General features: G+C 63.9%; 26 protein-coding genes. 20 read left to right on the forward strand and 6 right to left on the reverse strand.

The window, feature by feature from the left end; all coding sequences use genetic code 11:
* Positions 1–6: 6 nt before the first annotated feature.
* Complete coding sequence (locus tag AB8808_RS04215) at positions 7–3078, reverse strand: lantibiotic dehydratase (RefSeq protein ID WP_369927016.1); 3072 nt, start codon at positions 3076–3078, stop codon at positions 7–9.
* A gap of 150 nt (positions 3079–3228) precedes the next feature.
* On the opposite strand from AB8808_RS04215, the gene yajC reads away from it, so the two are divergent.
* Genes yajC through secF form a run of 3 tightly spaced genes read left to right on the forward strand, consistent with a single transcriptional unit; the run spans position 3229 to position 6485 of the window.
* Positions 3229–3570, forward strand: a complete 342-nt coding sequence (gene yajC / locus AB8808_RS04220; protein ID WP_369927018.1) for a preprotein translocase subunit YajC — start codon at positions 3229–3231, stop codon at positions 3568–3570.
* 59 nt (positions 3571–3629) lie between these two features.
* The gene (gene secD / locus AB8808_RS04225; RefSeq protein WP_369927020.1) at positions 3630–5510 is read left to right on the forward strand and encodes a protein translocase subunit SecD; all 1881 of its coding nucleotides are present in this window, start codon (positions 3630–3632) and stop codon (positions 5508–5510) included.
* A gap of 12 nt (positions 5511–5522) precedes the next feature.
* Positions 5523–6485: a protein translocase subunit SecF gene (gene secF / locus AB8808_RS04230; protein ID WP_036137311.1), complete on the forward strand. Its 963-nt coding sequence runs from the start codon at positions 5523–5525 to the stop codon at positions 6483–6485.
* A 76-nt stretch (positions 6486–6561) separates the two neighbouring features.
* Here secF and AB8808_RS04235 read toward each other — a convergent pair whose 3' ends face one another.
* A complete protein-coding gene (locus AB8808_RS04235) occupies positions 6562–6801 on the reverse strand; it encodes a hypothetical protein (protein WP_369927022.1) in 240 nt (79 codons plus the stop codon).
* A 204-nt stretch (positions 6802–7005) separates the two neighbouring features.
* Here AB8808_RS04235 and AB8808_RS04240 point away from each other — a divergent pair, with 204 nt between their 5' ends.
* The 5 genes from AB8808_RS04240 (at position 7006) to AB8808_RS04260 (ending at position 11008) form a co-directional block, all read left to right on the forward strand.
* Complete coding sequence (locus AB8808_RS04240) at positions 7006–7284, forward strand: hypothetical protein (protein ID WP_369927024.1); 279 nt, start codon at positions 7006–7008, stop codon at positions 7282–7284.
* A gap of 113 nt (positions 7285–7397) precedes the next feature.
* The gene (locus AB8808_RS04245) at positions 7398–8711 is read left to right on the forward strand and encodes a two-component system sensor histidine kinase NtrB (RefSeq protein ID WP_369927026.1); all 1314 of its coding nucleotides are present in this window, start codon (positions 7398–7400) and stop codon (positions 8709–8711) included.
* A gap of 79 nt (positions 8712–8790) precedes the next feature.
* Complete coding sequence (gene motA, locus AB8808_RS04250) at positions 8791–9645, forward strand: flagellar motor stator protein MotA (protein ID WP_036137303.1); 855 nt, start codon at positions 8791–8793, stop codon at positions 9643–9645.
* A gap of 6 nt (positions 9646–9651) precedes the next feature.
* The gene (gene motB, locus AB8808_RS04255; RefSeq protein ID WP_369927028.1) at positions 9652–10692 is read left to right on the forward strand and encodes a flagellar motor protein MotB; all 1041 of its coding nucleotides are present in this window, start codon (positions 9652–9654) and stop codon (positions 10690–10692) included.
* Positions 10693–10780: 88 nt separating this feature from the next.
* Positions 10781–11008 carry a hypothetical protein gene (locus AB8808_RS04260; protein WP_036137300.1) on the forward strand — a complete coding sequence of 76 codons (228 nt, stop codon included), beginning with the start codon at positions 10781–10783 and terminating at the stop codon, positions 11006–11008.
* A 14-nt stretch (positions 11009–11022) separates the two neighbouring features.
* Here AB8808_RS04260 and murU read toward each other — a convergent pair whose 3' ends face one another.
* A complete protein-coding gene (gene murU, locus AB8808_RS04265; RefSeq protein WP_369927030.1) occupies positions 11023–11697 on the reverse strand; it encodes an N-acetylmuramate alpha-1-phosphate uridylyltransferase MurU in 675 nt (224 codons plus the stop codon).
* Positions 11694–12707: an aminoglycoside phosphotransferase family protein gene (locus tag AB8808_RS04270; RefSeq protein WP_369927032.1), complete on the reverse strand. Its 1014-nt coding sequence runs from the start codon at positions 12705–12707 to the stop codon at positions 11694–11696. Before AB8808_RS04270 ends, murU begins: the two co-directional genes overlap by 4 nt.
* Positions 12708–12847: 140 nt before the next feature.
* On the opposite strand from AB8808_RS04270, the gene AB8808_RS04275 reads away from it, so the two are divergent.
* Together AB8808_RS04275 and AB8808_RS04280 are read left to right on the forward strand one after the other, a co-directional pair.
* Positions 12848–14125, forward strand: coding sequence for a nucleotide sugar dehydrogenase (locus AB8808_RS04275; RefSeq protein WP_369927034.1), 1278 nt, complete (start codon positions 12848–12850; stop codon positions 14123–14125).
* A gap of 188 nt (positions 14126–14313) precedes the next feature.
* On the forward strand, positions 14314–14541 hold the full coding sequence (locus tag AB8808_RS04280; protein ID WP_369927036.1) for a hypothetical protein: 228 nt from the start codon (positions 14314–14316) through the stop codon (positions 14539–14541).
* 922 nt (positions 14542–15463) lie between these two features.
* Here the strand turns inward: AB8808_RS04280 and AB8808_RS04285 are convergent.
* The gene (locus AB8808_RS04285) at positions 15464–16798 is read right to left on the reverse strand and encodes an ammonium transporter (RefSeq protein WP_369927038.1); all 1335 of its coding nucleotides are present in this window, start codon (positions 16796–16798) and stop codon (positions 15464–15466) included.
* Positions 16788–17126 (reverse strand): P-II family nitrogen regulator, encoded by a 339-nt coding sequence (locus AB8808_RS04290; RefSeq protein ID WP_369927040.1) that lies wholly within the window; start codon positions 17124–17126, stop codon positions 16788–16790. Before AB8808_RS04290 ends, AB8808_RS04285 begins: the two co-directional genes overlap by 11 nt.
* A gap of 240 nt (positions 17127–17366) precedes the next feature.
* On the opposite strand from AB8808_RS04290, the gene AB8808_RS04295 reads away from it, so the two are divergent.
* The 10 genes from AB8808_RS04295 (at position 17367) to AB8808_RS04340 (ending at position 26756) form a co-directional block, all read left to right on the forward strand.
* Complete coding sequence (locus AB8808_RS04295) at positions 17367–17819, forward strand: SUF system Fe-S cluster assembly regulator (RefSeq protein ID WP_369927041.1); 453 nt, start codon at positions 17367–17369, stop codon at positions 17817–17819.
* A 14-nt stretch (positions 17820–17833) separates the two neighbouring features.
* A complete protein-coding gene (sufB, locus tag AB8808_RS04300) occupies positions 17834–19294 on the forward strand; it encodes a Fe-S cluster assembly protein SufB (protein WP_369931326.1) in 1461 nt (486 codons plus the stop codon).
* 2 nt (positions 19295–19296) lie between these two features.
* The gene (locus tag AB8808_RS04305) at positions 19297–19707 is read left to right on the forward strand and encodes an ACT domain-containing protein (protein WP_369927043.1); all 411 of its coding nucleotides are present in this window, start codon (positions 19297–19299) and stop codon (positions 19705–19707) included.
* Positions 19708–19727: 20 nt separating this feature from the next.
* Positions 19728–20513 (forward strand): Fe-S cluster assembly ATPase SufC, encoded by a 786-nt coding sequence (gene sufC / locus AB8808_RS04310; protein WP_369931327.1) that lies wholly within the window; start codon positions 19728–19730, stop codon positions 20511–20513.
* A complete protein-coding gene (gene sufD, locus AB8808_RS04315) occupies positions 20510–21835 on the forward strand; it encodes a Fe-S cluster assembly protein SufD (protein ID WP_369927045.1) in 1326 nt (441 codons plus the stop codon). The genes sufC and sufD overlap by 4 nt, the downstream gene beginning before the upstream one ends.
* A gap of 18 nt (positions 21836–21853) precedes the next feature.
* Positions 21854–23101, forward strand: a complete 1248-nt coding sequence (locus AB8808_RS04320; protein ID WP_369927047.1) for an aminotransferase class V-fold PLP-dependent enzyme — start codon at positions 21854–21856, stop codon at positions 23099–23101.
* Between the two features lie 5 nt (positions 23102–23106).
* Positions 23107–23631 (forward strand): GNAT family N-acetyltransferase, encoded by a 525-nt coding sequence (locus AB8808_RS04325; RefSeq protein ID WP_369927049.1) that lies wholly within the window; start codon positions 23107–23109, stop codon positions 23629–23631.
* The gene (locus AB8808_RS04330; protein WP_369927050.1) at positions 23628–23942 is read left to right on the forward strand and encodes a non-heme iron oxygenase ferredoxin subunit; all 315 of its coding nucleotides are present in this window, start codon (positions 23628–23630) and stop codon (positions 23940–23942) included. Before AB8808_RS04325 ends, AB8808_RS04330 begins: the two co-directional genes overlap by 4 nt.
* Positions 23943–24291: 349 nt before the next feature.
* On the forward strand, positions 24292–25623 hold the full coding sequence (locus tag AB8808_RS04335) for a TolC family protein (RefSeq protein ID WP_369927052.1): 1332 nt from the start codon (positions 24292–24294) through the stop codon (positions 25621–25623).
* The gene (locus AB8808_RS04340) at positions 25623–26756 is read left to right on the forward strand and encodes an ABC transporter permease (RefSeq protein ID WP_369927054.1); all 1134 of its coding nucleotides are present in this window, start codon (positions 25623–25625) and stop codon (positions 26754–26756) included. The genes AB8808_RS04335 and AB8808_RS04340 overlap by 1 nt, the downstream gene beginning before the upstream one ends.
* The last annotated feature ends 1 nt before the right edge of the window (position 26757 follow it).

Genomic DNA, 26757 nt, shown 5'->3' on the forward strand with positions numbered 1-26757 from the left:
TATTGTTTAAATTCTTCGACTTTCTGATAAAAGATAGCGGCGAAGAAAATCATAGACTGCGTACTCGTTTTTGCGTATATCAGTTATGAAAATGCGATTATTCGTCATGTGTAAGAAACTTGCCGCTACATCAGCTAGTGGTTTCGTTAACAGACCTTTCGCGTCAAGATCGCGATAAGTTTTACCAAGGCTGATCAGCGGTTCGTGCGAACGTTTTAGATGATCTCTAATTTGTTTCGTGGACGTCTCTATAAAAACATCTTCACAACATAAGTCTCTGTACCGTCGCCCAATCTGTTTTCGCATTTCGCTAGTCTCGCAAAATTCTTTTGCAAACGATTCTCTAATTTTGCTAACTAGTGCGAGTGATTGCTTTCTTGAAAAGCCCAAGCAGTCTAGAATACTTAGTGACGATAGGATCGCAATACGCCAACGATTGTTTTTGTCCACAGCTCGGAGTAATGCCAGCGTAGCAACGCTATCTAAAGTGAATACTTGCTCTGCGAGTTTAATGGCTATTTCACCACCGTAACGATGATACTCAGGAAAGTAAGTAAACAATTCGATTCGCTCAACTTTTCTTGACGCTAAATGCGCCGACAGCGCATTATTTAAGTACGGCAATACGGTCTCGCTTAAGACACTTGGCTGGCCCTTGAACCTTATCCTTAAGTGAAAGTCCGGATCAGCATAACGCAGATAGAAGAATTCGCTTATAAGCTCATGCTTCTTGAGATCATGTACTAAAGACGCAATGACACTAACGAGGATTGAATCAAGTACGGAAAACGCTCCGTAAAGCTTGACACATATCCACTCTGAGCCTGGCGCGTATATGTGCCCATAATTGTTGTTCAATCTTACGGCGGAAGGTTGAAGTCCGCGATGAGGGCGTGAGAATTCGTTAGTGAACGGTACAACGATCTCGTTTACAACCTTCTGTGATCCTTGTTCGCTTATTTGCTCAGAAGATGGTGAGTGTATGCAGTGAATAACTTCGTGCAGCGTGACATCTTCATGCCGGCGAGATTCTTTGAGTAGAAGCTCGACCATCGGTACGCTATGGAGATTCACAGTGAGTACGTTGTCCCGATCTGCGAAGGACACGTTTGGTGTCAAAGAATATTTCTCGACGAGACTGAGCCATGCTTTACGGCGCTTCTCTGGCGCTGTTAGGTTAATAAGTTCGTTGCGCGGTATACACCACCGTCGCGCGCTGAGGATGACATTTCCATACATTACCCTAGGGATTACGCGTGAGTTGCGAATTATTCTAGGAAGATCAAAACTAGGCACAGCATGAACCTGCCCAGCGATCAAGGCGAGTAGCTTGTAAGGCGACATCGCATTAGTAGTAAAGTTATGAGCAGTAGACAGTCGGGGTACAATGCGTTTCTTTAGTCGTTTGGACCAAAGTACCACCTCCCTTCCGACGACCCCTAACCATATATCATCCACGCCAATGCGTTTTTCAAGTGGAAGGCTAGACTCACCTAGAAATTCTATTTCAAAATCGGACAGCCTGGGACGTGCAAGGATATTGCCCGCGCGTCCCTGAGGTAGGTGGATTATTTCGGCAAATATAACATCAGGTGAATGCTGGTCTTCACGCTTCAAATGGCTTCTGGCGGCTTCTAGTAAATCGTTGGTCAGATGACAGAATCGACCAATTAAATTCATGCCGGATGGTCCGGATGAATTCTTGTAGTGAATATACTGCTCGCCCTCCCCGTGAATAGCAGCCAATATGCTAAAAGAATAAGCTGCAACTTTCATTCGTTCTGCATTGCGCTTGTCGCCAGTCAACTTAAGATCAATAGATTCCTGCATTAAATTTGACGGCGTTCGGAGAAATTCGATAAGGCGCTGTTGAAGTGGATTCATCGCTGAAATTGCGCTTTCTTCGTTATATATATCTTCCGGAAATGGAACTCCTGCAAGAGCTACATTTTCGTACTCAGTGTTTTGACCGAAGCTAAATCCCACTTGCTCATCGACAGCTTGCAGAAGTGGTATAAATTGACCGTCATGCCTAACCTTAAACTCTTCTATAAATCGACCCATTACCGGAGAGATTTCTTTTTCGTCTCGAACCATCAAGCTTATTGCATCGGATAAATCTTGAAAGATTTTTCGATCTATAGTTGACGACTCCATAACTAAGCTGAGATCAGTCTGAAAAAGATTTCCTTCACGGCGATCGGGAATCAATTGTTTAGTCGAATATAAAGCATCCTCGTATGCGGCTGTTACATCTAATGGATTGCCATCCATTCGAGACATGGCATCGATGGTCATCTTGAGGTAACTGGCTTCGCTCGTTGCTCCAATGGCTTCTAGGGAACGGAGCAGGGAGCCTTCTGGTGAGTTTCCAGTAATGGCAAGAGGAATTCTAGGATAGATTAATCCTTCCTCCGACATTGATTCCGCAAATTGTTTTGCATCTTGGATACTCACATCAGATGAAATTGAAGCTAATAAGCTTGCGATTTCATCCGAGGTGGCTCCGCTTCCAGCTGCTTCAAGCGCTGCGTTGACAAATTCATCGACTACGATGCTGCTAAGTCGATATTTCTGCATGCCGTCGAGCTCAAAGCCCTCGGTGTAATGTATGTCGGAGCCGATTTGCCGCACGGTAGGATTTGCCATCAGTGGCAAATCGCATCGCGATGTAGCCACCTGTTTGCGCAATCGATTAAGAAAGGCAATGTCGAGGCGTGTAATTCTCTTATCTGCCTCTCGATGCATTATTCGCAGTGACGTTGAATCACTAATAGTTGCTAATCCAACTCCGGCGAACAAACCAAACGGCGTGGCTCGAGTAGTCATCCGAATCAAATATTTCAAAACGGAGTGTCTAAACTCACCGAATCTATGGGCTCCATCACTCCGTGCTTTATCTAAGCGATCAAGAAAAGATGGGCTCGCGACCCGCAGGGCTTGACGCACATACGATTGATCAACCCATGCAATTAGAAAGTCGTCAATAGATAGATGGTCGTGCGCTGCTGTAAAGAACACGTCAAGCGGTATACGCGAAGCGCGTATGACTACAAATTGATCGAGGGTTGCGGTCACGCAACTTCCTTTTGCATGGTGGTACCCAAATGCTTACATGGTGACCAGACCTGCGCAAGCTGGCTGCGGGGTGCTGGTTGGCGTGGATAGGTCATGCAATAATAGGCGGAGAAAAAATTTTCCCAAACTTTTAATGGGTTGCAGCAACTTATGACTACCTTTCCTTTCGTCAGTGCTCAGGCCACTGCCCCAGCTGCTGGCGCGGCACAGGGCGCGCTGGGCTTTTCGCCGTTGATCATGATGGCGGTGCTGTTCGGCATCTTCTATTTCATGATGATCCGCCCGCAGATGAGGCGGCAGAAAGAGCATCGCGCGCTGCTCGAGGCGTTGTCCAAGGGCGACGAAGTGGTGATGAGCGGTGGCATGGCCGGCCGGATCGAGGACGTGGGCGAGGCGTTCGTGCGCGTGGAAATCGCCCCGGGCACGGTGGTCCAGGTCCAGAAGAGCGCCGTCACCCAGGTGTTGCCCAAGGGCAGCCTCAAGAAGTCCTGAGCTTTATCGCATAGCGTCAGCTGCGGCCGGCACCCGGCCGCCTCCATGGAATGTAAGGCATGAGTGATTTTCCACGCTGGAAGTACGCGTTGGTCGTGATCGTGTTGCTGTTCGGCATCGTCTATGCGCTGCCCAACGTCTTCCCGCCGCAGCCGGCCGTGCAGATCTCGGGCAACCGCGGCAACGCCGTCGACGCCGGGCTGAAGACGCGGGTCGAGGGCATCCTGGCGGCCGCCAAGGCGCCAGCGGTGAGTGTCGATGTCGCCGGTTCCGACAAGGGCGATCGCCTCTTGGCCCGCTTCAATGACGCCGACTCCCAATCGAAGGCATCCGATGCCCTGCGTGGTGCCTTGGGTGACGACTACACGGTGGCGCTGAACCTCGCCTCGACCGTGCCCTCGTGGCTACGCTTGATCAACGCGTTCTCGATGCCGCTGGGCCTTGATCTGCAGGGCGGCGTCCACTTCCTCATGGAAGTCGACGAAAACGCCGTGATCGACAACCAGGAAACCCGGTACGCGGACGATATCCGCTCGATGCTGCGGGACAAGAAGATCTCCTACGACGCGGTGTCGCGCAATCCGCGTGGCCAGGGCGTCGGCGTGGTGTTGCGTAGCGATGCCGACCGCCAGGCGGCGGCCAGCGCCATCAGTGCCGAATTCACCGACCTCACGGTCAGCGACGGCCCCTCTACCGGCAATCGCTTCACGCTCAACGCGGTGGTCAAGCCGGCCCGCCTGCGCGAACTGGCACAGAGCGCCATCACCCAGAACGTGACGACGCTGCGCCAGCGCGTCAACGAGCTGGGCGTGTCCGAGCCGTTGATTCAGCAGCAGGGCCAGAACAAGATCATCGTGGAGCTGGCCGGCGTGCAGGACACCGCGGAAGCCAAGCGCCTGATCGGTGCCACGGCCACCCTGGAATACCGTGCAGGCCTGTATACGCCGCAGCAGGCCATGGATGCCGCGCGCAGCGGCAGCGTGCCGCCGGATGCCAAGCTGTATTACGGGCGCGATCGCCGCCCCTACCTGCTCAGCAAGACGGTGATCGCCACGGGCGACCAGCTGACCTCGGCCGTGTCCGGCCGCGACCAGCAGAACGGTACGCCCAATGTCAGCGTCACGCTGAACAGCGCGGCCGCGCGCAAGATGCAGGATTTCACCAGCGGCAATGTCGGCAAGCCGATGGCGGTGCTCTACATCACGCGCACCAACGACATCAAGATGGTCGACGGCAAGGAGGTCAAGACGCCCAAGACCACCGAGGAAGTCATCAACTACGCAAATATCAGCGGTCCATTCGGTGCTAAATTCTCGACCAACGGCCTGCCCAGCGACGCCGAGGCCTCCGACCTCGCGCTGCTGCTGCGCGGTGGTTCGCTGGCGGCACCGGTGGATATCGTGGGTGAGAGCGTGATCGGCCCCAGCCTGGGCAAGGACAACATCGACAAGGGCTTCAAGGCGGTGATGCTCGGCCTCGGCCTGGTGCTGATCGCCGCGGCCATCTACTACAAGCTGTTCGGCCTGGTCGCCGACATCGCGCTGTTCTTCAACCTCGTGCTGCTCATCGCGGTCATGTCGCTGATCCACGTGACGCTGACCATGCCCGGCATCGCCGGTATCGTGCTCACCCTGGGCATGGCGATCGACGCCAACGTGCTGATCTGCGAACGCATCCGTGAGGAACTGCGCAACGGCTCGTCGCCGCTGGCGGCCATCCGCACCGGCTACGACAAGGCCTGGGCGACCATTCTGGACGCCAACGTGACCCACCTGCTCGCCGCGCTCGGTCTGATGACCATGGGCTCGGGTCCGATCAAGGGCTTCGGTGTCACCCTCTTCATCGGTATCCTGACCTCGATGTTCACGTCGGTAACGGTAACCCATGCCATCACGGCGCTGATCCACGGCGGCCGCAAGCTCAAGACCCTGTCGGTCTGACGGGAGGACGCCATGGAAATCTTCAACCACAACTCGAACTTCAACTTCCTCGGCCTGCGCAAGTACAGCATCGGCCTGGCCATCCTGCTGATGCTGGGCTCGATCGGCCTGATCCTGACCAAGGGCTTCAACTACGGCCAGGACTTCCTGGGCGGCGTCTCCGTCGTGGTGGACTACGCGCAGCCGATCGAAGTCAACGAGGTGCGCAACACGCTTGAAAAGGCTGGCATCGAGAACCCGCTGGTGCAATCGGTCGGCGGCACACGTGAGTTCAACGTGCGTCTGCTGCCCAAGGACGACAAGGGATCGGCCACGCTCGCGGGCGAAGAGGCCGCGACGAGGGTGTCCAGCGATATCATCGCCGTGCTGAAAACCACCCGTCCCGACGTCACGATGAAGAGCAAGTCCTTCGTCGGCCCGCAGGTCGGTGAGGAACTGCGCAGCGACGGCATCGTCGCCGTGGCCTTCGTCATCATCGGCATCATGGGTTACCTGTGGATCCGCTTCGAGAAGCGTTTCGCCATCGCGGCGCTGGCCACGGAAGTGCACGACGTGCTGGTCACCCTGGGCATCTTCGCTCTCACCCAGCGCGAATTCGACCTGACGGTGCTCGCCTCCGTCCTGGCCGTGGTCGGCTACTCGATCAACGACAAGGTGGTGGTGTTCGACCGCGTCCGCGAGCTGTTCCGCTCCAGCCGCAACGCCACGCCGGAAGAGGTGCTCAACCGGTCGATCAACAGCACGCTGTCGCGAACGATCATCACCTCGCTGTTCACCGGCATCACCATGGCGGCCCTGTTCTTCATCGGTGGTCCGGTGGTGCACGGCTTCGCGATCACCATGCTGATCGGTATCGTGGTGGGTACGCTGTCGTCCATCTTCGTCGCCAGCCCGATCCTCCTGTGGCTGGGCGTGTCCAAGCAGGACCTGATGCCGGTGACCAAGGAAGACCCGGAGCTGGCTCGCCGTCCGTAAGGCAGGCCGGTTGCCGTAAAAGAATAAACCCGGCCGAGGCCGGGTTTATTTTTGACGCATCACCCCATCCCTGAGATCAGAAATCTTCCCTGTCCTCGGTGGCGCCTTCGGCATCGTTCGCGAGCGTGACGACGACATAGGCGGAGCCCACAAGCGATGCGCAGAGCCAGGCGTAGACCATCTGGATCGCCGTGCGCGGGATCGCCATGGCGACCCTGGGCGCGAGGGCCAGGCCGGCGATGCCGGCCACGGCCAGTACGGCGGCAACGGCCCACGCCAGCCGCCGCGACGGCAACGTGGTGGTGATAACGTTCATAGCTGTCTTGCCCCTGTTTCGCTGAATCACGCCCGTCGTGAAGTCTTTGTGAGGGCGCTTGATGTACGAAATACTCTACAAAATCCTGCGAAGCAAGCGGCTTTTTCTGAACGGGTTCCTTGATTTCCGTCGACATATGTGAAGGATATCGGGCAACCCTTCGGCCCCGCTGGATTTTCCGCTCTTTCCCGAGGTTTTCGATCCATGGCACAACGTGAATTTCCCGGCTTTACCCTGAAGAGCAGCGCCACGCGGGAAGGCTCGCGGTATACGGCGCTCATCGCGTCCTATCCGGCCAACGGCAGCTTTCCCTCGTTCTTCGCCGTCTACGAAAATCGCAGCTTCCGCGATGAAACGCGTGCCGCCGAGGCGGCCGACAAGGCGCTGGGCCTGGTGCTGGGCGTGGACGACGATGGTGCCCCGGCCTTTGCGGAAGGCGAGACGGGTTTCGATGACGAACCGGCAGCCGAATCGGAAGACTGAGCCGTTGCGCAGGTCGGGTACACCGGCGTGTCGAAAGTCGTTACGTGGCACACCGCAGGCCGGTCGCGCAGGTCATACTGGCCGCCTGGATCGCGAGGGGTTACGGACGGGTCATGACTAGCGTGGATGGGCTGTACAGGCAATTCGTCGATGCATCCGCCGACTGCATGAAGGAGCTCGACAGCGAGGGCGTCATCCGTTTCGTCGCGGGGCAGGGCGCCCAAAGCCTCGTGGTGGATGACCCGGAGCGCCTCCTGGGCACCCGCTGGGTCGATCTGTGGCCCGAGGAAGCACGCGGCATGGTGGCGGGGGTGCTCGACCGCGCCGCCGGCGGCGAGCGGGTGGACTTCGTGGCGGCGCGCCCGTCCAACGCCGGCAGCGCCCGTTGGTGGGAAGTGATGATCGCCCCCGTGATCGCCCACGACCGGCTCGACCATTTCATCGTCATCAGCCGGGATGTCACCGAGCGGGTCGAGGTGCAGGCGGCCATCGAGGCGATCAACGAGCTGTTGCAGGAGCGCCTCAACGAGACGGTGGCGCGCTCGGCCAGCGCGTCCACGCGGTATGGCACCCTGATGGAGCGTTTCGAGTCCGAGCACGGTGCGCGCCGTGATGCGGAGAACCGCCTCGCCGGGGTCAGCGAGCAGCTGGCCATGGCCCATCACGGCCGCGACCTGGCTGAGGCCAGTGCCCTGCAGGCGCAGAAGCAGCAGGCCATCGGTCAGCTGGTCAGCGGTATCGCGCATGACTTCAACAACATGCTGCAGACGGTGATCGTCAGCCTGTCCGGGCTGGAGGAAGACGCCGCCGAATTGAATCCCCGCCATCGCCGCATGTTGGCCTACGCGACGGAGGGTGCCCGGCATGCCACGGCGCTGACCCGGCGGCTGCTGGCGTTTGCGCGGAACCAGCCCTCGCGGCCCGAACCGGTGGACGTGGGTAGCCTGGTCAAGGGTTTCGCGGATTTCGCCCGGCATGGCATGGGCGGCGGCGTCGGGGTGGACGTGGTGTGCGCCTCCGGCCCGCTGCCGGTATGGCTCGATCGCCAGGGCCTCGAGCAGGCACTGATGAATGTGTGCCTGAACGCCCGCGACGCCATGAACGGCCATGGCACCATCGTGATCGAGGTGGGTGAGCGCATGGGCGATACGCGCTTCGCCGCCGCGGTCGGCGAGCACTCCACCCTGCGCCAGGTGTTCGTGAGCGTGGCCGATACCGGCGGCGGCATGTCGGAAGAGGTGCGCCAGCGCCTGTTCGAGCCTTATTTCACCACCAAGGCGGGTGGCTCGGGCCTGGGCCTGGCCCAGGTCTACGGCACCGTGGCGCAGGCGGGAGGCGGCGTGGAGATCGAAAGCGATGCCGGCATCGGTACGCGCATCCGCCTGGTCTTCCCTCATTACCCCGGTTCGTTGGAATCCGGTGACTGAACCCTGACCCGGCGCTGACGAAACGACTCAACTCACGGCCCGGTCTGCCGATACGCAAAGGGTTAGGAGGAAGCAAGTCATGCTGGTCATCATCGGGTCCATTGTCGTCCTCGTCTCCGTACTGGGCGGCTACGTTCTTTCACACGGGTCCATCGGTGCCCTCTGGCAACCTTACGAGTTGCTCATCATCTTCGGTGGCGCCATCGGTGCGTTCATCAGTGCCAACTCACTCGACATCGTCAAGGCGTCGGCGAGCGACGCCGTGGCGTTGCTCAAGGGCCCGAAGTACCGCAAGCAGGATTACGTCGACCTGCTGTCGCTGCTGTACGACATCTTCATCAAGATGCGCAAGGAAGGTCAGCTCGGCATGGAGTCGCACATCGAGGATCCGGCCAACAGTTCGCTGTTCTCGGCCTATCCGCGCCTTGTCGCCGAGCACCACCTGATCGACTTCATCACCGACTGCCTGCGCCTCATCGTGGGCGGCAGCATGGATCCGCACGAACTCGAGCAACTGCTCGACGTCGAGCTGGAAACCCATCACCACGAGGCCGCCGCGCCGGCGCACGCCGTGCAGAAGATGGCCGATGCTCTGCCGGGTTTCGGCATCGTGGCCGCCGTGCTGGGCATCGTCATCACGATGAAATCCATCGACGGCGAAGCCGCGGTCATCGGCGAGCACATCGCCGGCGCGCTGGTGGGCACCTTCCTCGGCATCCTGCTCTGCTACGGTTTCATCGGCCCGCTGGCCGCCGCGATGGAAGCGCGCGTCAATACCGACGGCAAGGCCTTCGAGTGCGTCAAGGTGGCGCTGCTGGCCAACCTGCGCGGCTACAACCCCATGGTCTCGGTGGAGTTCGCGCGCAAGTCCCTGCAGTCCGGCACGCGTCCCACCTTCCAGGATCTCGAAGCCCACCTGAAGGCCGCGCGGTAACCGTCGATGAGCGAGCTGAAGCAGGTCATCATCGTCCGCAAGAAAAAGGCGGCCGGCCATGGTCACCACGGTGGCGCGTGGAAAGTCGCCTATGCGGACTTCGTGACCGCGATGATGGCCTTCTTCCTCGTGATGTGGCTGGTCGGCGCGGGCACGAAGCAGCAGCGCGCCGCCGTTTCCGAGTACTTCAAGAACCCCAGCCTGACGCCGGGCCAGTCGACCATGGCGCCGTCGGGCAAGATGGGCCCGGGTGGCGCCAGCACCAGCATGATCAAGCTCGGCGGCGCGATGGACCTGCCCAAGGGCCCGGGCGACCAGCAGGCCTTCGCCAAGCCGTCGTCGGCGGCGGCGGAACAGGACAAACAGGCCAAGGCGCAGGAAAAACGCCGCCTGGAGCAGCTGATGAAGGACCTGCAGGAGGCCATCGCCAAGAGCCAGGCCATGGCGCCCTACAAGGACCAGCTGCTGCTGGACATCACCTCCGAAGGCCTGCGCATCCAGATCGTCGACAAGCAGAACCGTCCGATGTTCGACACCGGCAGCGGCGCGCTCAAGCCTTACACCGTGCAGATCCTGCACGAACTGGCCGGCTTCGTGAACCAGGTGCCGAACCAGATCAGCATTTCCGGCCATACCGACAACGCACCCTATATCCGTGCCGACAGCGCGTACGGCAACTGGGAGCTCTCGGCGGATCGGGCCAACGCCGCGCGCCGTACTCTGACCGACGGCGGTATGCAGCCGGACAAGGTGGCGCGCGTGGTGGGCCTGGCGGCGTCGGTGCCGTTCGACAAGAACGATCCGTCCGCGCCGATCAACCGCCGCATCAGCATCGTGGTGATGACCCATGAAGCGGCCCAGGCCGCGCTCTCGTCGGATGTCGCCAGCACCGAGCCGCCGACGCTGCCGCCGGTGCCGACGCTGCATCCGGCCGAGGCACAGCATGCGGTGCATGACGCAGGTGCCGTCGCACCCGCCGCGGAGGCGCCTGCCGCCGTCGCCGGCAACACCAACAACGTTGCCGTGGAAGCTTCTCCGCGCAGTTGACGCGGCGCCATCGTGGCGACGCCAAAGTCACTTGCAACGGTCATCTTCCCCGGTCAGTATCGGTCATGCACCAGGGGGAGGAGTGGCAATGGAAAACCAGAACAAGTTCAGAGTGGTCGCCAAGGCGGTAAAGCACAGCGGTGTCGATGGCGAGCAGGTGTATCGCGCAAGTTACCGCATACTGGATCACGTCGGCGAAGAGATCGAAGCCAATACGGGCACGCACGATTTCAACGACATCACCAGTGCGTTCAACCAGGCCTTCGCCATGGGACACGAACGTCTGCGTGAACTGAGCACGGTGACCGTGCAGTAAAGCAGCGCCTGCGTCTATCGCACCGCGCGAAGTTCATCCAGTTGCGCAGGCGTGCCCACGTTGCGCCAGAAGCCTTCAAACTTCTCGCCGTGCAGGCGCCCTTGTGTCATGGCCCGCCGGTACATCGGCAACAGCTTGAACGCGCCCGGCGCTTCGTCGGCCACCAGCTCGCGCCGGTACACACCCACGTTGCCGAAGGTGAGGCGTTCGGCAACCGCCGGTGCATCACCGTCGTCGTGGAGCGTGCCGTCCGCCAGGGCGAAGTCGCCCGCCGGATGGAAGTCGGGGTTGGGCACCATCACCAGGTGTGCGAGTCCCTGCGGTTCGCGGGGCAGTGCGGCGTAGTCGATGTCGCTCCAGATATCCGCGCTGACCACGATAAAGGGCTCCGGCCCCAGCAGCGGCAGCGCGTTGAGCATGCCACCGCCGGTTTCGAGCGGTTTCGGCCCTTCGTAGGAATAGCGGATGCGTATGCCCCAGCGCGAGCCGTCGCCCAGCGTCTCGGGAAATCGGTCCGCCAGGTGCGACGTGTTGATGACGACGTAGCGCACATCGGCGGCAGCCAGCTTCTCCAGGTGATGCACGATCAGCGGCTTGCCGTGGACATCCAGCAGTGGCTTGGGCGTATGGTCGGTCAGCGGACGCATGCGTTCGCCGCGGCCGGCGGCAAGGATCAGCGCGTGCCTCACGGCTGGCGTGCCCGGGTCAGGTCGCGCTCGCCGATGCGTGCCTCGATCAGGTCGGCCAGGGGCGCCATGTCCGCATGGCGCCGCGCCGTGTCGAGCACGTAGCGCCATACGCGAGGCAGGTCGTGCAGGTAGCCCGGCTTGCCGTCGCGATAGCAGAGGCGGCAGAACAGCCCCAGGATCTTGATGTGTCGCTGCAGGCCGGCCAGGTCGAACCAGCGGCGGAAGCGATCGGCATCGACAGTGTCATCGAGCAGGCGCGCATCCAGTAATCGAAGGCGGTAGGCCTCCACCCAGCCCTCCACCCGCTCGTTGTCCCAGACGATGTACGCATCGCGCAGCAACGAGGCCAGGTCGTAGGTGATCGGCCCGGACATCGCACCCTGGAAATCGATGACGCCCGGCGAGCGTTCCGCCGTGACCAGAAGGTTGCGGCTATGGTAATCGCGGTGCATGAAGGCGCGCGGCTGCTCGGTCAGCGTACGCAGGATCACGGTGAAAGCCTGCTCCACGATTTCCCAGTCGGCGCAGTCCAGGGTCACGCCCAGGTGCCGCTCCAGCAGCCAGGTCGGCATGATCTCCATTTCCATGGTCTGCCACGCGTGATCGAACGCGGGCAGGCCGGACGTATCCACGCGCGATTGCATGCGCAGCAGGGCGTCCAGCGCGTCGCCATAGAGTGCATCCACCGTGGTGTCGGACAGCTCCGGCAGGTAGGTGCGTGTGCCCAGGTCCTCGATCAGCAGGAAGCCCTGGGCCAGGTCGGCCACCATCACCGTCGGCACGTGCAGGCCGGCGGCGGCGAGGCGCTGGCCGATGGCCACCCACGGCGCCGGGTCTTCCTGGGCGGGCGGCGAATCCATGACGATCACGGGTTGCCCGTCGACATGGCCGCGCCAGTAGCTGCGGAAGCTGGCATCGGCGGAGGCCGGCTCGAGCGTGAGCGAGGCTTGCCCGGTGGCGTGGCGCGCCCACGCGAGGCGGGCGACGGAACGGTCGTCGGTAGCGGTCATGGAAGATCTGTGCAGGCGGTCGTGCAATGAGCTTAGAGGCTTTGCGCAGGCGTGTCATGGCGCCACGGTTTGGCCGACAAGTGGTATTAAGCCGTCGCTGCGCCGTGTACGCTTCGTTTCTTTGGAAACCCGGGCGCACCATGGCTCTCATCCCTGATCCGCGGATCGGCATCATCGGTCTCGGCTACGTCGGACTGCCGCTGGCGGTGGAGTTCGGCCGCCACTTCGATACCCTCGGCTTCGACATCGCCCCCGCTCGCCTCGCCGAATTGCGCGCGGGCCACGACCACACGCGGGAGGTGACCGGCGATGCGCTGACCGCCGCCGCGAAGTTGCGCTACACCGGCGATGTCGCCGACCTGTCCGACCGTAACGTCTATATCGTGACGGTGCCCACGCCGATCGACGAAGCCCAGCGCCCGGACCTGGAGCCGCTGGAAAAAGCCTGCCGCATGCTGGGTGGCCTGCTGTCGCGGGGCGACCTGGTGATCTTCGAGTCCACGGTGTATCCGGGCACCACGGAAGAGATCTGCGTACCGATCCTCGAAGCCGGCTCCGGCCTGGTCTTCAATGTGGATTTCCATTGCGGCTACAGCCCCGAGCGCATCAATCCCGGCGATCACGCGCGCCGCGTCGTGGACATCCGCAAGCTCACCTCGGGCTCCACGCCGGAAGCGGCCGATCGCGTCGATGCGCTCTACCGCACCATCATCCGCGCCGGTACGCACAAGACATCCTCGGTGCGCATCGCCGAAGCGGCCAAGGTGATCGAGAACGTGCAGCGCGACGTCAACATCGCCCTGGTCAACGAGCTGGCGCTGATCTTCAACCGGCTGGGCATCGACACGGGCGAGGTGCTGGACGCCGCCGGCACGAAGTGGAACTTCCTGCCGTTCCGTCCCGGCCTGGTCGGCGGCCATTGCATCGGCGTGGACCCCTACTACCTTACCCACAAGGCCGAGGTCACCGGCTATCACCCGGAGCTGATCCTCGCCGCGCGACGCATCAACAGCCGCATGGGCACCTATGTGGCCGATCGGGTCATCCGCCTGATGAGCGAGCGCCGCCTGCATATCGTCGACGCGCGCGTGCTGGTGCTGGGCTTCGCCTTCAAGGAAAACTGCCCCGACCTGCGCAATACGCGCGTGATCGACATCGTGCGCGAACTGAAACAGTCGATGGCCCATGTCGATGTCTACGACCCCTGGGTGGACAACGAGGAGTGCTCGCGCGAATACGGCGTGCGTACCGTGGATACGATCGAGGAGGGTGTCTACGACGCGATCATCGTTGCCGTTGCCCACGACGAATTCCGTGCCTTCGGCGCACCGAAGATCCGCGCCTTCGGCAAGCCCGGCGCGGTAGTCTACGACGTCAAATCGGTGCTCCCCCAGGATAGCGTCGACGGGCGACTCTGACCCCGCCTCCCGTCCCCCCCCCGCGTTGCTCCGCACCCCGTAGGAGCCCACGATGTGGGCGAAAAAACCTACGATTCGCGACCCGATATGAACGCCACCACTCGCAACAACCAAGACACCCCCGCATATGTATTGACTCACCCTCGCCAAACCACGACGGTGTGTCAAACCACCCACCGGAAATCCGCATGAAGACGCGCATCGCAGGCAACGGCACCACCCATCGTTCGCGTTTCCTGGCCCTCATGGTCATGGGTGCCGCTTTCATCGCGCCGCTGGCCGCGCATGCCGACGGTCACCGTCCGCCCCCGCATCATCCGGTGCACCATCGTCACCAGGTCTGCAAGCCGGTACGTGTTTCCGATCACCACGGGCATTACCACAGTGTGCGCCGGTGCCATTGGGTGAATAGGTAAGTTTTCGGTTGCTTTTGACTTTGGTCGTCGGCGGGCTTTGGCTCGCCTTCGGCATCGGGTTGGAGCGTGGCCCTTGGCGCCTGGAGCAAGAGCCGGCGGGTAGCCCCCTCGGTGCCACGCCTGCGGCGACCCGTCGTGGAAAGCCGCTAGCGCGGCCGTGTCTTTGATTCGCGCACATCGTGCGCTCCTACCCGCGGCCGTTTGTCTATTGCCCTTCGGGCCCGGGTCGGGCTTCGCACAGGGGTTTTCGACTCGACATCCTGTCTCGCGAGAACGGCCGGCCGTCCTGGCCGGCCCCCTTCGGGCCTGATCTGTGCGAATCCCTCGCCTGCGGCTACCGGCACCGAGGGGGCTACCCGCCGGCTCTTTCCGACACTGAGGTGGGTTGTGACGCGAGCGGTCGCAGAGGTGCGGGGTACGGCGTCGTCGCTTTGTTGGCTTTTCGCCCACATCGTGGGCTCCTACCCCAGGGGGAGGGCCGGTCTTGGCATATCCAACGCATGATCTGCCGGCTGGGGGGTAGGAGCGCACGCACGTGCGCGAACCCTCAACGTATCTAAGGCGACCGATGCCATGTAAAGCAGGCAAGCGAGCGTTCCCAGCAACGAAGCGAAACCAGGCTCTTCGCTCTCCCCACACGCAACCTCAGTCTGCGAAAGAGCCGGCGGGTGCCACCCTCGTGGCCGGTAGCCGCAGGCGAGGGGTTCGAACGGACAAGGCCGCGCAGCGGGGCCGGCCAGGACGGCCGGCCGTTTTCGCGAGACAGGATGTCGAGTCGAAAACCCCCGTGCGAAGCCCGACCCGCCCCGAAGGGGAATAGATAAACGGCCGCGGAGCGGCCCTTCCTTAGCGGGTCGCCGCAGGCGTGGCCACGAGGGTGGCACCCGCCGGCTCTTGCTCCAAGGCTCCAAGCCCCAAGCCCTCAAGACAAGTTGTACCCCCGCTCCTCATGCAGCGCGATATCCAGACCCACCTGTTCCTGTTCCTCGTCCACCCGCAGCCCCATCGTCACGGCGATGCCCTTGAAGATGACGTAGCTGAGCACGGCGCTGTACGCGACGGTGAAGCCGACGCCCTTGCACTGAATCCAGAACTGGCCGCCCAGGTCGGTGACCGTGCCGAAGCCGCCGAGCAGCGGAGCCGCCAGCGGGCCGGTGAGCAGGGCGCCGATGATGCCGGCTACCGCGTGCACGCCGAAGACATCCAGTGAGTCGTCGTAACCGAAGCGACGCTTCAGCTTCGTTGCGCAGAAGAAGCAGACCACGCCCGCAACAAGGCCGAGCACCAGCGCGCCACCCGGGCCGCAGGTGCCGGCTGCCGGGGTGATCGCGACCAGGCCGGCCACGGCGCCGGAAGCGATGCCGAGGACGCTCGGCCGGCGATGGGTCAGCCATTCGATGGCGGTCCAGCCGATGGCCGCCGCGGCCGTGGCGATCTGGGTGACCAGCATGGCCATGCCGGCGCTGCCGTTGGCCGCGACGGCGGAGCCGGCGTTGAAGCCGAACCAGCCCAGCCACAGCATGCTTGCGCCCACCAGCGTGTAGCCGAGGTTGTGCGGCGGCATCGGTGTGTGCGGGAAGCCGCGGCGCTTGCCGATGACCAGGCAGCCGACCAGGCCGGCGATACCGGCGTTGATGTGGACCACCGTGCCGCCGGCGAAGTCGAGTACGCCCAGGTCGCCGAGGAACGAACCCGGACCACCCCAGACCATGTGTGCGATGGGCAGGTAGACCAGGGTGAACCAGAGCGCGGTGAAGACGAGCAACGCGGAGAACTTCATGCGCTCGGCGATGGCGCCGACGATGAGCGCGGGCGTGATGATCGCGAAGGTCATCTGGAACATCACGAACACGCCTTCCGGGATGGTGAGGTAGAGGCTGTCCGGCTTGAGTCCGGCCAGCATGGCGTGGCCCAGTCCGCCGACGAACGAATGCAGGTTGGTGCTGCCGGCGACCATGCCGGTAGTGTCGAAGGCGACGGAGTAGCCGTAGACCACCCACAGCACCGTGACCAGCGCCGTGATGGCGAAACACTGCATGAGGACGGACAGCAGGTTCTTGGCGCGGACCATGCCGCCATAGAACAGCGCCAGGCCCGGGATGGTCATCAGCAGCACCAGCATCGTGGCGGTGAGCATCCATGCCGTGTCGCCGGAGTCCAGATGGGCCGGTGCGGCGGTGGCCTGGGCGAAAGCGAGGCCTGGCGCGACGGTGGCGGCCAGGGTGGCGAGCAGCGTGCGGGTGAGCTTAGAGGGCATCGCCGTCGACCTCCTGCGTGCGGATACGAATGGCCTGCTCGAGGTCGATGACGAAGATCTTGCCGTCGCCGATCTTGCCCGTGCGGGCCGCGGTGGTGATCGCCTCGACGGCCCGTTCGAGCTGGTCGTCGGTTACGGCGATCTCGATCTTCAGCTTGGGCAGGAAGTCCACGACGTACTCGGCCCCCCGATAGAGCTCCGTGTGGCCGTGCTGGCGACCGAAGCCTTTTACCTCCGTGACGGTCATTCCCTGGACGCCGACTTCCGCGAGCGCCTCGCGTACGTCGTCCAGCGTGAACGGCTTGATGATCGCGTTGATCCACTTCATGTGCCGCGGCTTCCCGTTCTGGTTGAATGGGAAAGGACTGAGCACGATGCATGCCATGCGTTGGGATGGGCTAACCCCTTGATGGGTATGGCATGCCGGACGCGGGGTGCCTATGCTTCATGTCGCTCGCACCAATATGCGCATATTGGTGCACCAATAGGGTGCATTTGGTGCCGTTATTGCGCCGAAGGGCTCGATACAGTACCATTTTGGTCCGGTATTGACTGTGCCCCTTCCCCCATGCTTCGTGTCAGCCGATTGACCGATTACGCGACGGTGGTGATGACCTGCATCGCCGTCCACCCCGCCGACGTTCTGAGCACTGCCCAGATCGCCGAAGAAGCGCGCCTGGAATTGCCCACGGTGTCGAAGGTGCTGAAGCTGCTGGGCCACGCCGGCCTGGTGGAGTCGTTCCGCGGCGTCAATGGTGGCTACCGGCTGGCGCGTCCGGCCGAAGCCATCAGCCTGGCCGACATCGTCGAGGCCATCGAGGGCGCCATCGGCATGACCGAATGCAGCGTGGCGCAGGGCCAGTGCGAGCGCCAGTCGCAATGCGGCGTCAGCGAAAGCTGGCGCTCGGTATCCGGGGCCATCGGCAGCGTGCTTCGCGCCATGACCCTCGCACAGATGCTGGCCGATCGCCCCGCGGCGTCGGCGAAGGACGCGACCCCGGTCGCGCAGGCAAACGCATGAATGAGAGTGAGAACATGACACGCGACGTGGTAGCCCCGGTGCACGACAACGCTGAAGTGGTGGAAGCGCTCAACCGCCGCTACGAGGCGGGTTTCGTCACCGACATCGAATCGGACAGCCTTCCGCCCGGCCTCAGCGAGGACATCGTCCGCCAGCTGTCCGCCATCAAGGGCGAGCCGGAGTGGATGACCCAGTGGCGTCTCGAAGCCTATCGCCACTGGCTGACCATGCCCACGCCGGACTGGGCCAAGCTCGACATCGCGCCCATCGATTACCAGTCCGTCAGCTACTACTCGGCGCCGAAGGCCGGCCTGAAGTCGCTCGACGAGGTGGACCCGAAGCTGCTGGAAACCTACGAGAAGCTGGGCGTGCCGCTGCACGAGCGTGCCCGGCTGGCCGGTGTGGCCGTGGACGCGGTGTTCGACTCGGTGTCGGTGGGCACCACGTTCCGCAAGGAGCTGGCCGAGGCGGGCGTCATCTTCTGCTCCATGTCCGAAGCCATCCGCGAGCACGGCGACCTGGTTCGCCAGTACCTGGGCAGCGTGGTGCCCACGGGCGACAACTACTTCGCGGCGCTCAACTCCGCCGTGTTCTCCGACGGCAGCTTCGTGTTCATTCCGCGGGGCGTGCGTTGCCCGATGGAACTGTCCACCTACTTCCGCATCAACGCGATCAACACCGGGCAGTTCGAGCGCACGCTGATCGTCGTCGAGGACGACGCCTATGTGTCCTACCTCGAAGGCTGTACCGCGCCCATGCGCGACGAGAACCAGCTGCACGCGGCCGTGGTGGAACTGGTCGCGCTGGAGCGCGCTCAGATCAAGTATTCCACGGTGCAGAACTGGTACCCCGGCGACGAGAACGGCGTCGGCGGTATCTACAATTTCGTGACCAAGCGCGGCGACTGCCGCGGTGCGGATTCCAAGATCTCCTGGACGCAGGTCGAGACCGGTTCGGCGATCACCTGGAAGTACCCCAGCTGCGTGCTGCGCGGCGATCGGTCGGTGGGCGAGTTCTACTCGGTGGCGCTGACGCACCACCGCCAACAGGCCGATACCGGCACCAAGATGATCCACATCGGCAAGGGCACCAAGTCGAAAATCGTCGCCAAGGGCATCAGTGCCGGCCGCAGTTCCAACAGCTACCGCGGCCTGGTGAAGATCGAGAAGGGTGCCGACGGCGCGCGCAACTACACGCAGTGCGACTCGCTGCTGATCGGCAAGAAGTGCGGTGCGCACACGTTCCCGTACATGGAAGTGAAAAACCCCTCGGCCATCGTCGAGCACGAGGCCACCACGTCCAAGATTTCGGACGACCAGCTGTTCTACTGCCTATCGCGCGGCATCGGCGAGGAAGATGCCGTGTCGATGATCGTCGACGGCTTCTGCAAGCAGGTGTTCCGCGAGCTGCCCATGGAGTTCGCGGTCGAGGCCAAGAAGCTGCTCGAGGTGTCCCTCGAAGGCGCGGTGGGCTGACGATGGGTATCGCCGGTTCCGCCCCGGGCCTGACCGACCTGCGCGCGCTGCTCGCGGCGCTGGAGCCGGCCCTTGACCCCGTGCCGAAGCGTTTCCTGCACGCCTCCCACGAGAAGGCGCGCCAGCGCATGGCCGATGCGCTGATGATGTTCCGTGAAGCCGAAGGCACCACGCTGATCGTCGATGTGGATCCCGAAGCGGACGTCGCCGGCGAGCGCATGCTCTGGGCGCGCATCACCCTGCGCGTGCAATCCAGTCTTACCGCGGTAGGCATGATGGCCGCCGTTTCCGCCGCGCTCGCGAAGCGTGGCATTCCCTGCAACCCCGTATCCGCGTTCCTGCACGATCACCTGTTCGTGCCCTGGGAACGCCGCGACGACGCGCTCGATGCGCTCTCGCACCTCACGCCCTGATGGACAGCCACGTCATGCACATGCTCACGATCGACAACCTCCATGCCCGCGTCGAAGGCAAGGAGATCCTCAAAGGCCTTTCGCTCCAGGTGAAGCCCGGCGAAGTGCACGCCATCATGGGCCCCAACGGCGCCGGTAAATCCACGCTCGGCAACGTGCTGGCGGGGCGCGAGGGCTATGAAGTCACCGAGGGTTCCGTGCTGTTCAACGGCGTGGACCTGCTGGCGCTGGACCCGGAGGAGCGCGCCGCCACCGGCGTGTTCCTGGCATTCCAGTACCCGGTCGAGATCCCCGGCGTGAACAACACCTATTTCCTGCGCGCGGCGCTCAACGCGCAACGTCGTTTTCGCGGCGAGGACGAGCTGGATTCCATGCGTTTCCTCAAGCTGGTCCGCGAGAAGCTGAAGGTGATGCAGATCTCCGACGAACTGCTGCATCGCGCGGTCAACGAAGGCTTTTCCGGTGGCGAGAAGAAGCGCAACGAGATCTTCCAGATGGCCGTGCTCGAACCGAAGCTGGCCATCCTGGACGAGACCGACTCGGGCCTGGACATCGACGCACTCAAGCAGGTGGCCGGTGGCGTCAACGCGCTGCGTTCGCCGGATCGCTCGTTCCTGGTCGTGACGCACTACCAGCGCCTGCTCGACTATATCGAACCGGATTTCGTTCACGTGCTGGCCGGTGGCCGCATCGTGGAGAGTGGCGACAAGGGCCTGGCGCTGAAGCTGGAAGAACAGGGTTATGCCTGGCTCGCCGAGGCGCATCCGGAACTGCGCAAGGTCGATCTTGCCGGGGCGCCGGCATGACCAGCGCGCCGTCCCCGTTCGTGCGGGCGGCACTGGATGCCGCCGCCGGCGTGCCCGCCACGGGTATCGCCTGGGTGGATGCCGCGCGTCATGACAACCTGCAGCGGTTCGCCGCGCATGGGCTTCCCGGTGCGCGCAGCGAATCGTGGAAATACACACCGCTGCGCGCGCTGTCGCAGCGCGCGTTCGGTCTGGCCGATGCCGACGCCGCGGCGAACTTCGCGATCGGCCCGGCCTCGTTCGCGTTGCCGGGCGTGGACGGGCCTCGTCTCGTCTTCGTCGACGGTGTGTTTCGCGACGACCTGTCCGTCACGAGTGCGCTCGAGGGTGTCTCGCTGATGACCTTGGGTACGGCGCTGGCAACCGAGGCCGAGCCGCTGCGCTTCGCGCTGGCGGGTCGCCTGCGCCACGATGCCGACGACGCGCTCGCGCAGCTGAATGCGGCGCTGGCGACCGACGGGGTGGTGCTCCGCGTCGTGGCGGGTGCCCGGTTGGCGTCGCCCGTGCACGTCGTGCACGTGTCCAGCGGCGCGCAGCCCGATACGGCCTGGCATGTCCGCATGCTGGTCGAGGTGGGCGAGGGCGCCCATGTCGATCTGGTCGAGCATTACGTGTCGGCCGGTGAGGGTGTGCAGCTGGGCACCGTGGTCGCCGACCACATCGTGCACGCCGGTGGTCACCTCGGCCTGGTGCTGCTGCAGCACGCGTCGGCCTCCTCCACGTTGTTCCGCCGTGGCCATGTGAGGCTGGAGGCGAACGCCTCGGCCATCGTGCATGCGCTGGAAGTCGGCGGCGCGCTGGTGCGCCACGAACTGACGGCCGAACTGGTCGGCGATCGCGCGCGGTTCGAATCGCGTGGCGTGTTCGCGCTGGACGGCCGGCAGCATACGGATACCCAGCTGGAAGTGCGTCACGAGGCGCGGGACACCACGTCCGACGCGCTCTGGCGGGGCATCGCCAACGGTCGCTCGCGCGGCGTGTTCCGTGGGGCGATCGTGGTCGCCGAGGGTGCCGACGGCAGCGATGCGTCGCTCAGCAACAAGAACCTCCTGCTCTCCGCCTCTGCGGAAATCGACACCAAGCCCGAGCTCGAGATCTACGCCGACGAAGTCAAGGCCGCGCACGGCGCCACCATCGGCCAACTGGACGAACGCTCGCTTTTCTACCTGCGCTCACGCGGCATTCCGCTCGCCCAGGCGCGCAGCCTGCTGACCCTGGCGTTCTGCCGCGCGGCGCTGGAATCGCTGCCGAACGAGGCCTTGCGCGAGCACCTGGGCGATTTGCTGGTCGCGCACCTGCCGACCGGGCCGTCCGCCGACTAACGAAGTACGGAGCCAGCCATGAACGCCAAGCCCGAATCCGTCGTCCTCCCGCTGGACGTCGAGCGCATCCGCGCCGACTTTCCGCTGCTGTCGCGCACCGTGCACGGCAAGCCGCTGATCTATTTCGACAACGCCAACACCGGGCAGAAGCCGCTGTCGGTGATCGAAGCGGTAGATCGCCACTACCGCGAGCGCAACGCCAACGTGTCGCGCGCCGTGCATGCGCTGGGCGAGGAAGCCACGGCCGCGTACGAGGGTGCGCGCGACGCGCTGGCCCGCTTCATCAACGCGCCCTCGCGCGACGAGGTGATCCTCACCTCCGGCACCACGCAGGCGATCAACCTGGTTGCCTACAGCTATGCCATGCCGCGTCTGCGGCCCGGCGATGCGATCCTCACCACGGTGATGGAGCACCATGCCAACATCGTGCCCTGGCAGCTGGTGGCCGAGCGAACCGGTGCCACCGTCAAGGCGGCGCCGATCGATGCCGATGGCGAACTGATCCTCGACGCGTTCGTGCGCATGCTCACCCCCGAGGTGAAGCTGGCCTGCGTCACCCATGTCTCCAATGTGCTGGGTACGGTCAATCCGATCCGGGAGATCGCCCGCGAATGTCGCAAACGCGGTATCCCGCTGCTGGTCGACGGTTCGCAGGCGGCGCCGCATCGGCCGATCGACGTCCAGGCACTGGGCTGCGACTTCTACGCGGTCACCGGCCACAAGATGCTCGCCCCGACGGGCACCGGCGCGCTGTGGGCGAAGCGGGAACACCTCATGGCCATGCCGCCGTTGTTCGGCGGTGGCGAGATGATCCGCGAGGTACGTTTCGACGGCACCGTGTTCGCCGATCCACCGCATCGTTTCGAAGCAGGCACCCCGAACATCGCCGGTTTTGCCGGCGTCAGCGCCGCCATCGATTACATCCAGGGCCTCGGCTTCGACCGCGTGAGGGCGTACGAACAGGACCTGCTGGCCTATGCCACGCAAGCGCTGGAAAGCGTGCCCGGCATGCGGATCTTCGGCCGTGCGAAGGACAAGGAGCCGGTCATCTCGTTCCTGATCGAAGGCGCGCATGCCAACGACATGGCGACGTTGCTCGACCTGCAGGGCGTAGCGGTACGCTCGGGCCACCATTGCGCCCACCCGCTGATGCAGTTCTTCGGCGTCCCGGCCACGCTGCGGGCGTCGTTCGCGTTCTACAACACGAAGGCCGAGGTGGACGCGTTCATCGAAGCGATCGCCAAAGTTCGCAAGCTTCTGGTGTGACTGACATGCACGCCTTTCGTACCGCCTCCGCCGCCGACGCCCCGGCGATCGCCTCGCTGGTCGAGTCCGCCTACCGCGGCGATGCCAGCCGGGCCGGCTGGACCACCGAGGCCGATTTCCTCCATGGCCGGCGTACGGATGTCAGCGAGATCGAGGACCTCCTTGCCGGTGCCGATGGCCGGTTCGTCCTGCTCGAGCGGGGCGACGAAGTTCTCGCCTCCTGCTACATCGAGCGTCAGGGGCCCGTTTGCTATTTCGGCATGTTCTCCGTGCATCCACCGGCCCAGGGCGCAGGGATCGGGCGGCTGGTCATCGACGAAGTGGAGCGCATCGCCCGCGACGAGTGGGCGAGCGCGCGCATCGAGATGACCGTGATCGACATCCGCGCCGAGCTGATCGCCTGGTACGAACGCCGCGGTTATCGGCGCACCGGCAAGACCAAGCCCTTTCCCTATGGCGACGAACGTTTCGGCCTGCCGCAGCGTGACGACCTGCGTTTCGAGTACCTCGTGAAGGATCTGCGCGCATGACGGCCTGGGTGCGCGTCGGCACGCGCGGTGAATTGCTGCCGGGTGAGCACCGGGTCGTCTGGGATGGCGACACCGCCATTGCCGTGTACAACATCGATGGCCAGCTTCATGCCATCGAGGATGTGTGCACGCACGACGGCGGCGAGCTGGCCGGCGGTCCCGTGCTGGGCTTCGAGGTGGAATGCGTGCGTCACGGGGCGCGTTTCGACCTGCGTACCGGCGCGGTCACCTGTCCGCCCGCCTACGAACCGGTCACGGTGTTTCCGGTGCAGGAAACCGACGGCGTCATCTGGACGCGCGACGACCGCTGATCCCGCGTACCCGGCCGGCGAATGGGCGCGGCAGGGAACTCTTGCGCGGGTAGCCTGTCTGCCTACGGTCCGTAACCGGCGCCTCGCATGGCGAAGGGGCAGGGCGCGGGCCATCGAGGCCCGGTGACATCCATCTTTTTCGATCGTCCCGCCGTCGTCCGGACGGCCGCTGTGCTCCACGGCGGTCTTTTGGTGCGTCGGTATCTTGGGCATCTGAAAGTTGGCGCTAAGGAACGCCGTGCACTATCGCCCCGATGTCTTGGACTGGAATGTGAACATGCTGGGTTGGAGCCATCGGGCGCTGTGTGTCGTATGCGCGCTGAGCATGACGGCATGCGGACCCGTGGGCGTGAAACTTCCCGTCGTCCCGCCCGCCACGCCGGCGGCCTGGGATGGCTTGCCTGCCTCCGCTCCGGCCGCGCCCGACATGACCGGCTGGTGGAAGGCCTTCGGCGATCCCGCGCTGGACGCCCTGGTCGCACGGGCACTGTCCGAGAACCTGGATATCCAGGCCATGACCGAGCGTCTGGAGGCTGCCCGTTCGCTCGATCACCACGCACGCGATCCCTACCTGCCGGCCCTGCGGGCCAAGACCGAGGACCTTACCGAACCGGACGCCAGTGCGTCGTTCTTCGCCGCCGGCTTCGACGCGACCTGGGAGCTGGGCCTGTTCGGTCGGGCCACGGGTACCCGGCGAGCTGCCCAGGGCACCCTGATGACGCGCCAGGCCGACGTGTGTGCCGCGCGCGTGACCGTGATCGCCGAGGTGGTGCGCGACTGGGTAGAACTGCGCGCCGCGCAGAACCGCATCGCGCTGCTGGGCGACATGCGCGATGCGGCGTCGCGGCGCATGGCACTGGTCGGCAAGCGCGCGGACCTGCACCTGGCTTCCCCCGCCGACGTGGCGCAGGCGCGGGCAGAAGTGGACCGGGCAGCCCAGGCGATGCTGGACCCGGCCAATGCGGCGGACACCGCTGCCCGCCGGCTTGCCGCGTTGCTGGGCAGGCTGGCGCCCGATCCGTCGTGGAACGCGCCGGGCGAGGTGCCGCGCCTGGGGGCGTGGAAGCTGGAAGAAGCGCCCGCCGAACTGTTGCGCACGCGGCCGGAGATCGCCGCCCTCGAGGGTGACGTTACCCGCATGGCGGGCGAACTGGGCCTGGCGCGTGCCGACATGTATCCGAACATCGGGCTGGGCGCCTCCATGATCTGGTCGACCGAAGTCATCAGTTATCACCGGACGCGGAACACGACGGGCATCGCCTCGCTGGGGCCGATCCTCGACATCCCCCTGTTCGACTGGGGCATGCGCCAGTCCATCGCGCATGCGAAGAAACACGAATTCAGGGCCACGCTGCTGAACTACCGCCAGTCGGTCCTGCAGGGTGTCGCCGAGGTGCAATCCGCGCTCGACACGCTCGGCCGCGAGGCGGAGCGCGAGCGCCTCGGCGATGCCCTCTTGCAGTCGGCTGCCACCGACGATGCCGCCGTGTCGCGTCGCGCGGAACTTGCACTGGCCAGCCAGATCGACGTCGCCCGCAGCCGTGCCGCCGTGGATAACGCGAAGGTGGCGGTGATCGATGCGCGCACGTCGCGCGCGCTGGCCTATGTCGCGCTGTTCAAGGCCGTCGGCGGCGCGCCGCTGGGCCCCGACGGCACGCCCGACGCACAGGCTGCCCGCTGATGGTGCCCCTGGCCCGCAAGACGCTCGTCCACGAATGGCGACGGTTCCTGCCCGCGGTGCTCGCCGTCGGCTTCGCCGGCTTGTTGCAGGTGCTGCAGGCCGCCCTGGTGCTGGGCATCTTCAGCAGCGCCAGCGTGTACGTCACCGGGTCGTCCGCCGATCTCTGGGTGGGCTACCCGGGAACGCAGAGCGTGGACCAGGGGCGCGCCATCGATCCGGACGTCGAAATGCGGATGCGCATGGACCCCGCCATCCGGCAGGTGGAATCGTACGTCTGGCTGGACGCCGACTGGCATGGTGGCAACCACACCGGCGGGGTGTCGGTCTACGTGTCCGGGATCGACGTGCGTGCCGACGGCATGATGTTCGCGCACGTGCTCGACGCGCCGCTACGTGCCCGTCTCGCCGAACCGGACAGCGTGGTGATCGACCGCGCCGACCTCGACAAGCTGGGTACGGCCGTGGGCCGCACCGCCGCCATCAACGGCTACCCCGTGCACGTGGTGGGCGTGACGTCGGGGCTGCGCGCGCTGGGCGGCGTCAATGTGGTGGCCTCGCTGGAAACCGCGCGACGCCTCGACGGCGATGCCCGGGCCACCGCCCGGCCCACCTACCTGCTGGCGCGCGTTGCCCCGGGTATCGACCCGTCTCCCGTCGCCGCGCGCCTCCGCGGTGCGCACGGCTTCGGCCCGTACGACGCGTGGACGGCGACGGATTTCGCCCGCCGCTCCGTGAGCTACTGGATGTTCGACACGGGCGCCGGCACGGGCGTGCTCTTTCTCGCTGGCATCGTCTTCCTCGTCGGTGCCGTCATCACCAGCCAGACGCTGGTCGCCGCGGTGACGGGCTCGGTGCGTGAATACGCCACGCTCAATGCTCTGGGCGTAGGTCTTCCGGCCTTGCGTCGCATCGTCCTCGAACAGGCCTTCTGGGTCGGTGCGCTGGGCCTGGCCGGGGCGGCCCTGGTCGGCGTGGTGATCATGGCCGTCGCCCAGGCGCAGGACGTGCCGGTGCGCCTCACGGTACCCGTCACGCTCGGCTGCGCCGTGCTGGTCATGGCGCTGGCAGGGGTATCCGGTCTCGCGGCGATGCGCAGCATGCGCCGTGCCGATCCAGCCACTCTGCTGCGGTGAC

Source organism: Xanthomonas sp. NCPPB 2632 (genome assembly GCF_041228075.2).
Classification (GTDB): Bacteria; Pseudomonadota; Gammaproteobacteria; order Xanthomonadales; family Rhodanobacteraceae; genus Luteibacter.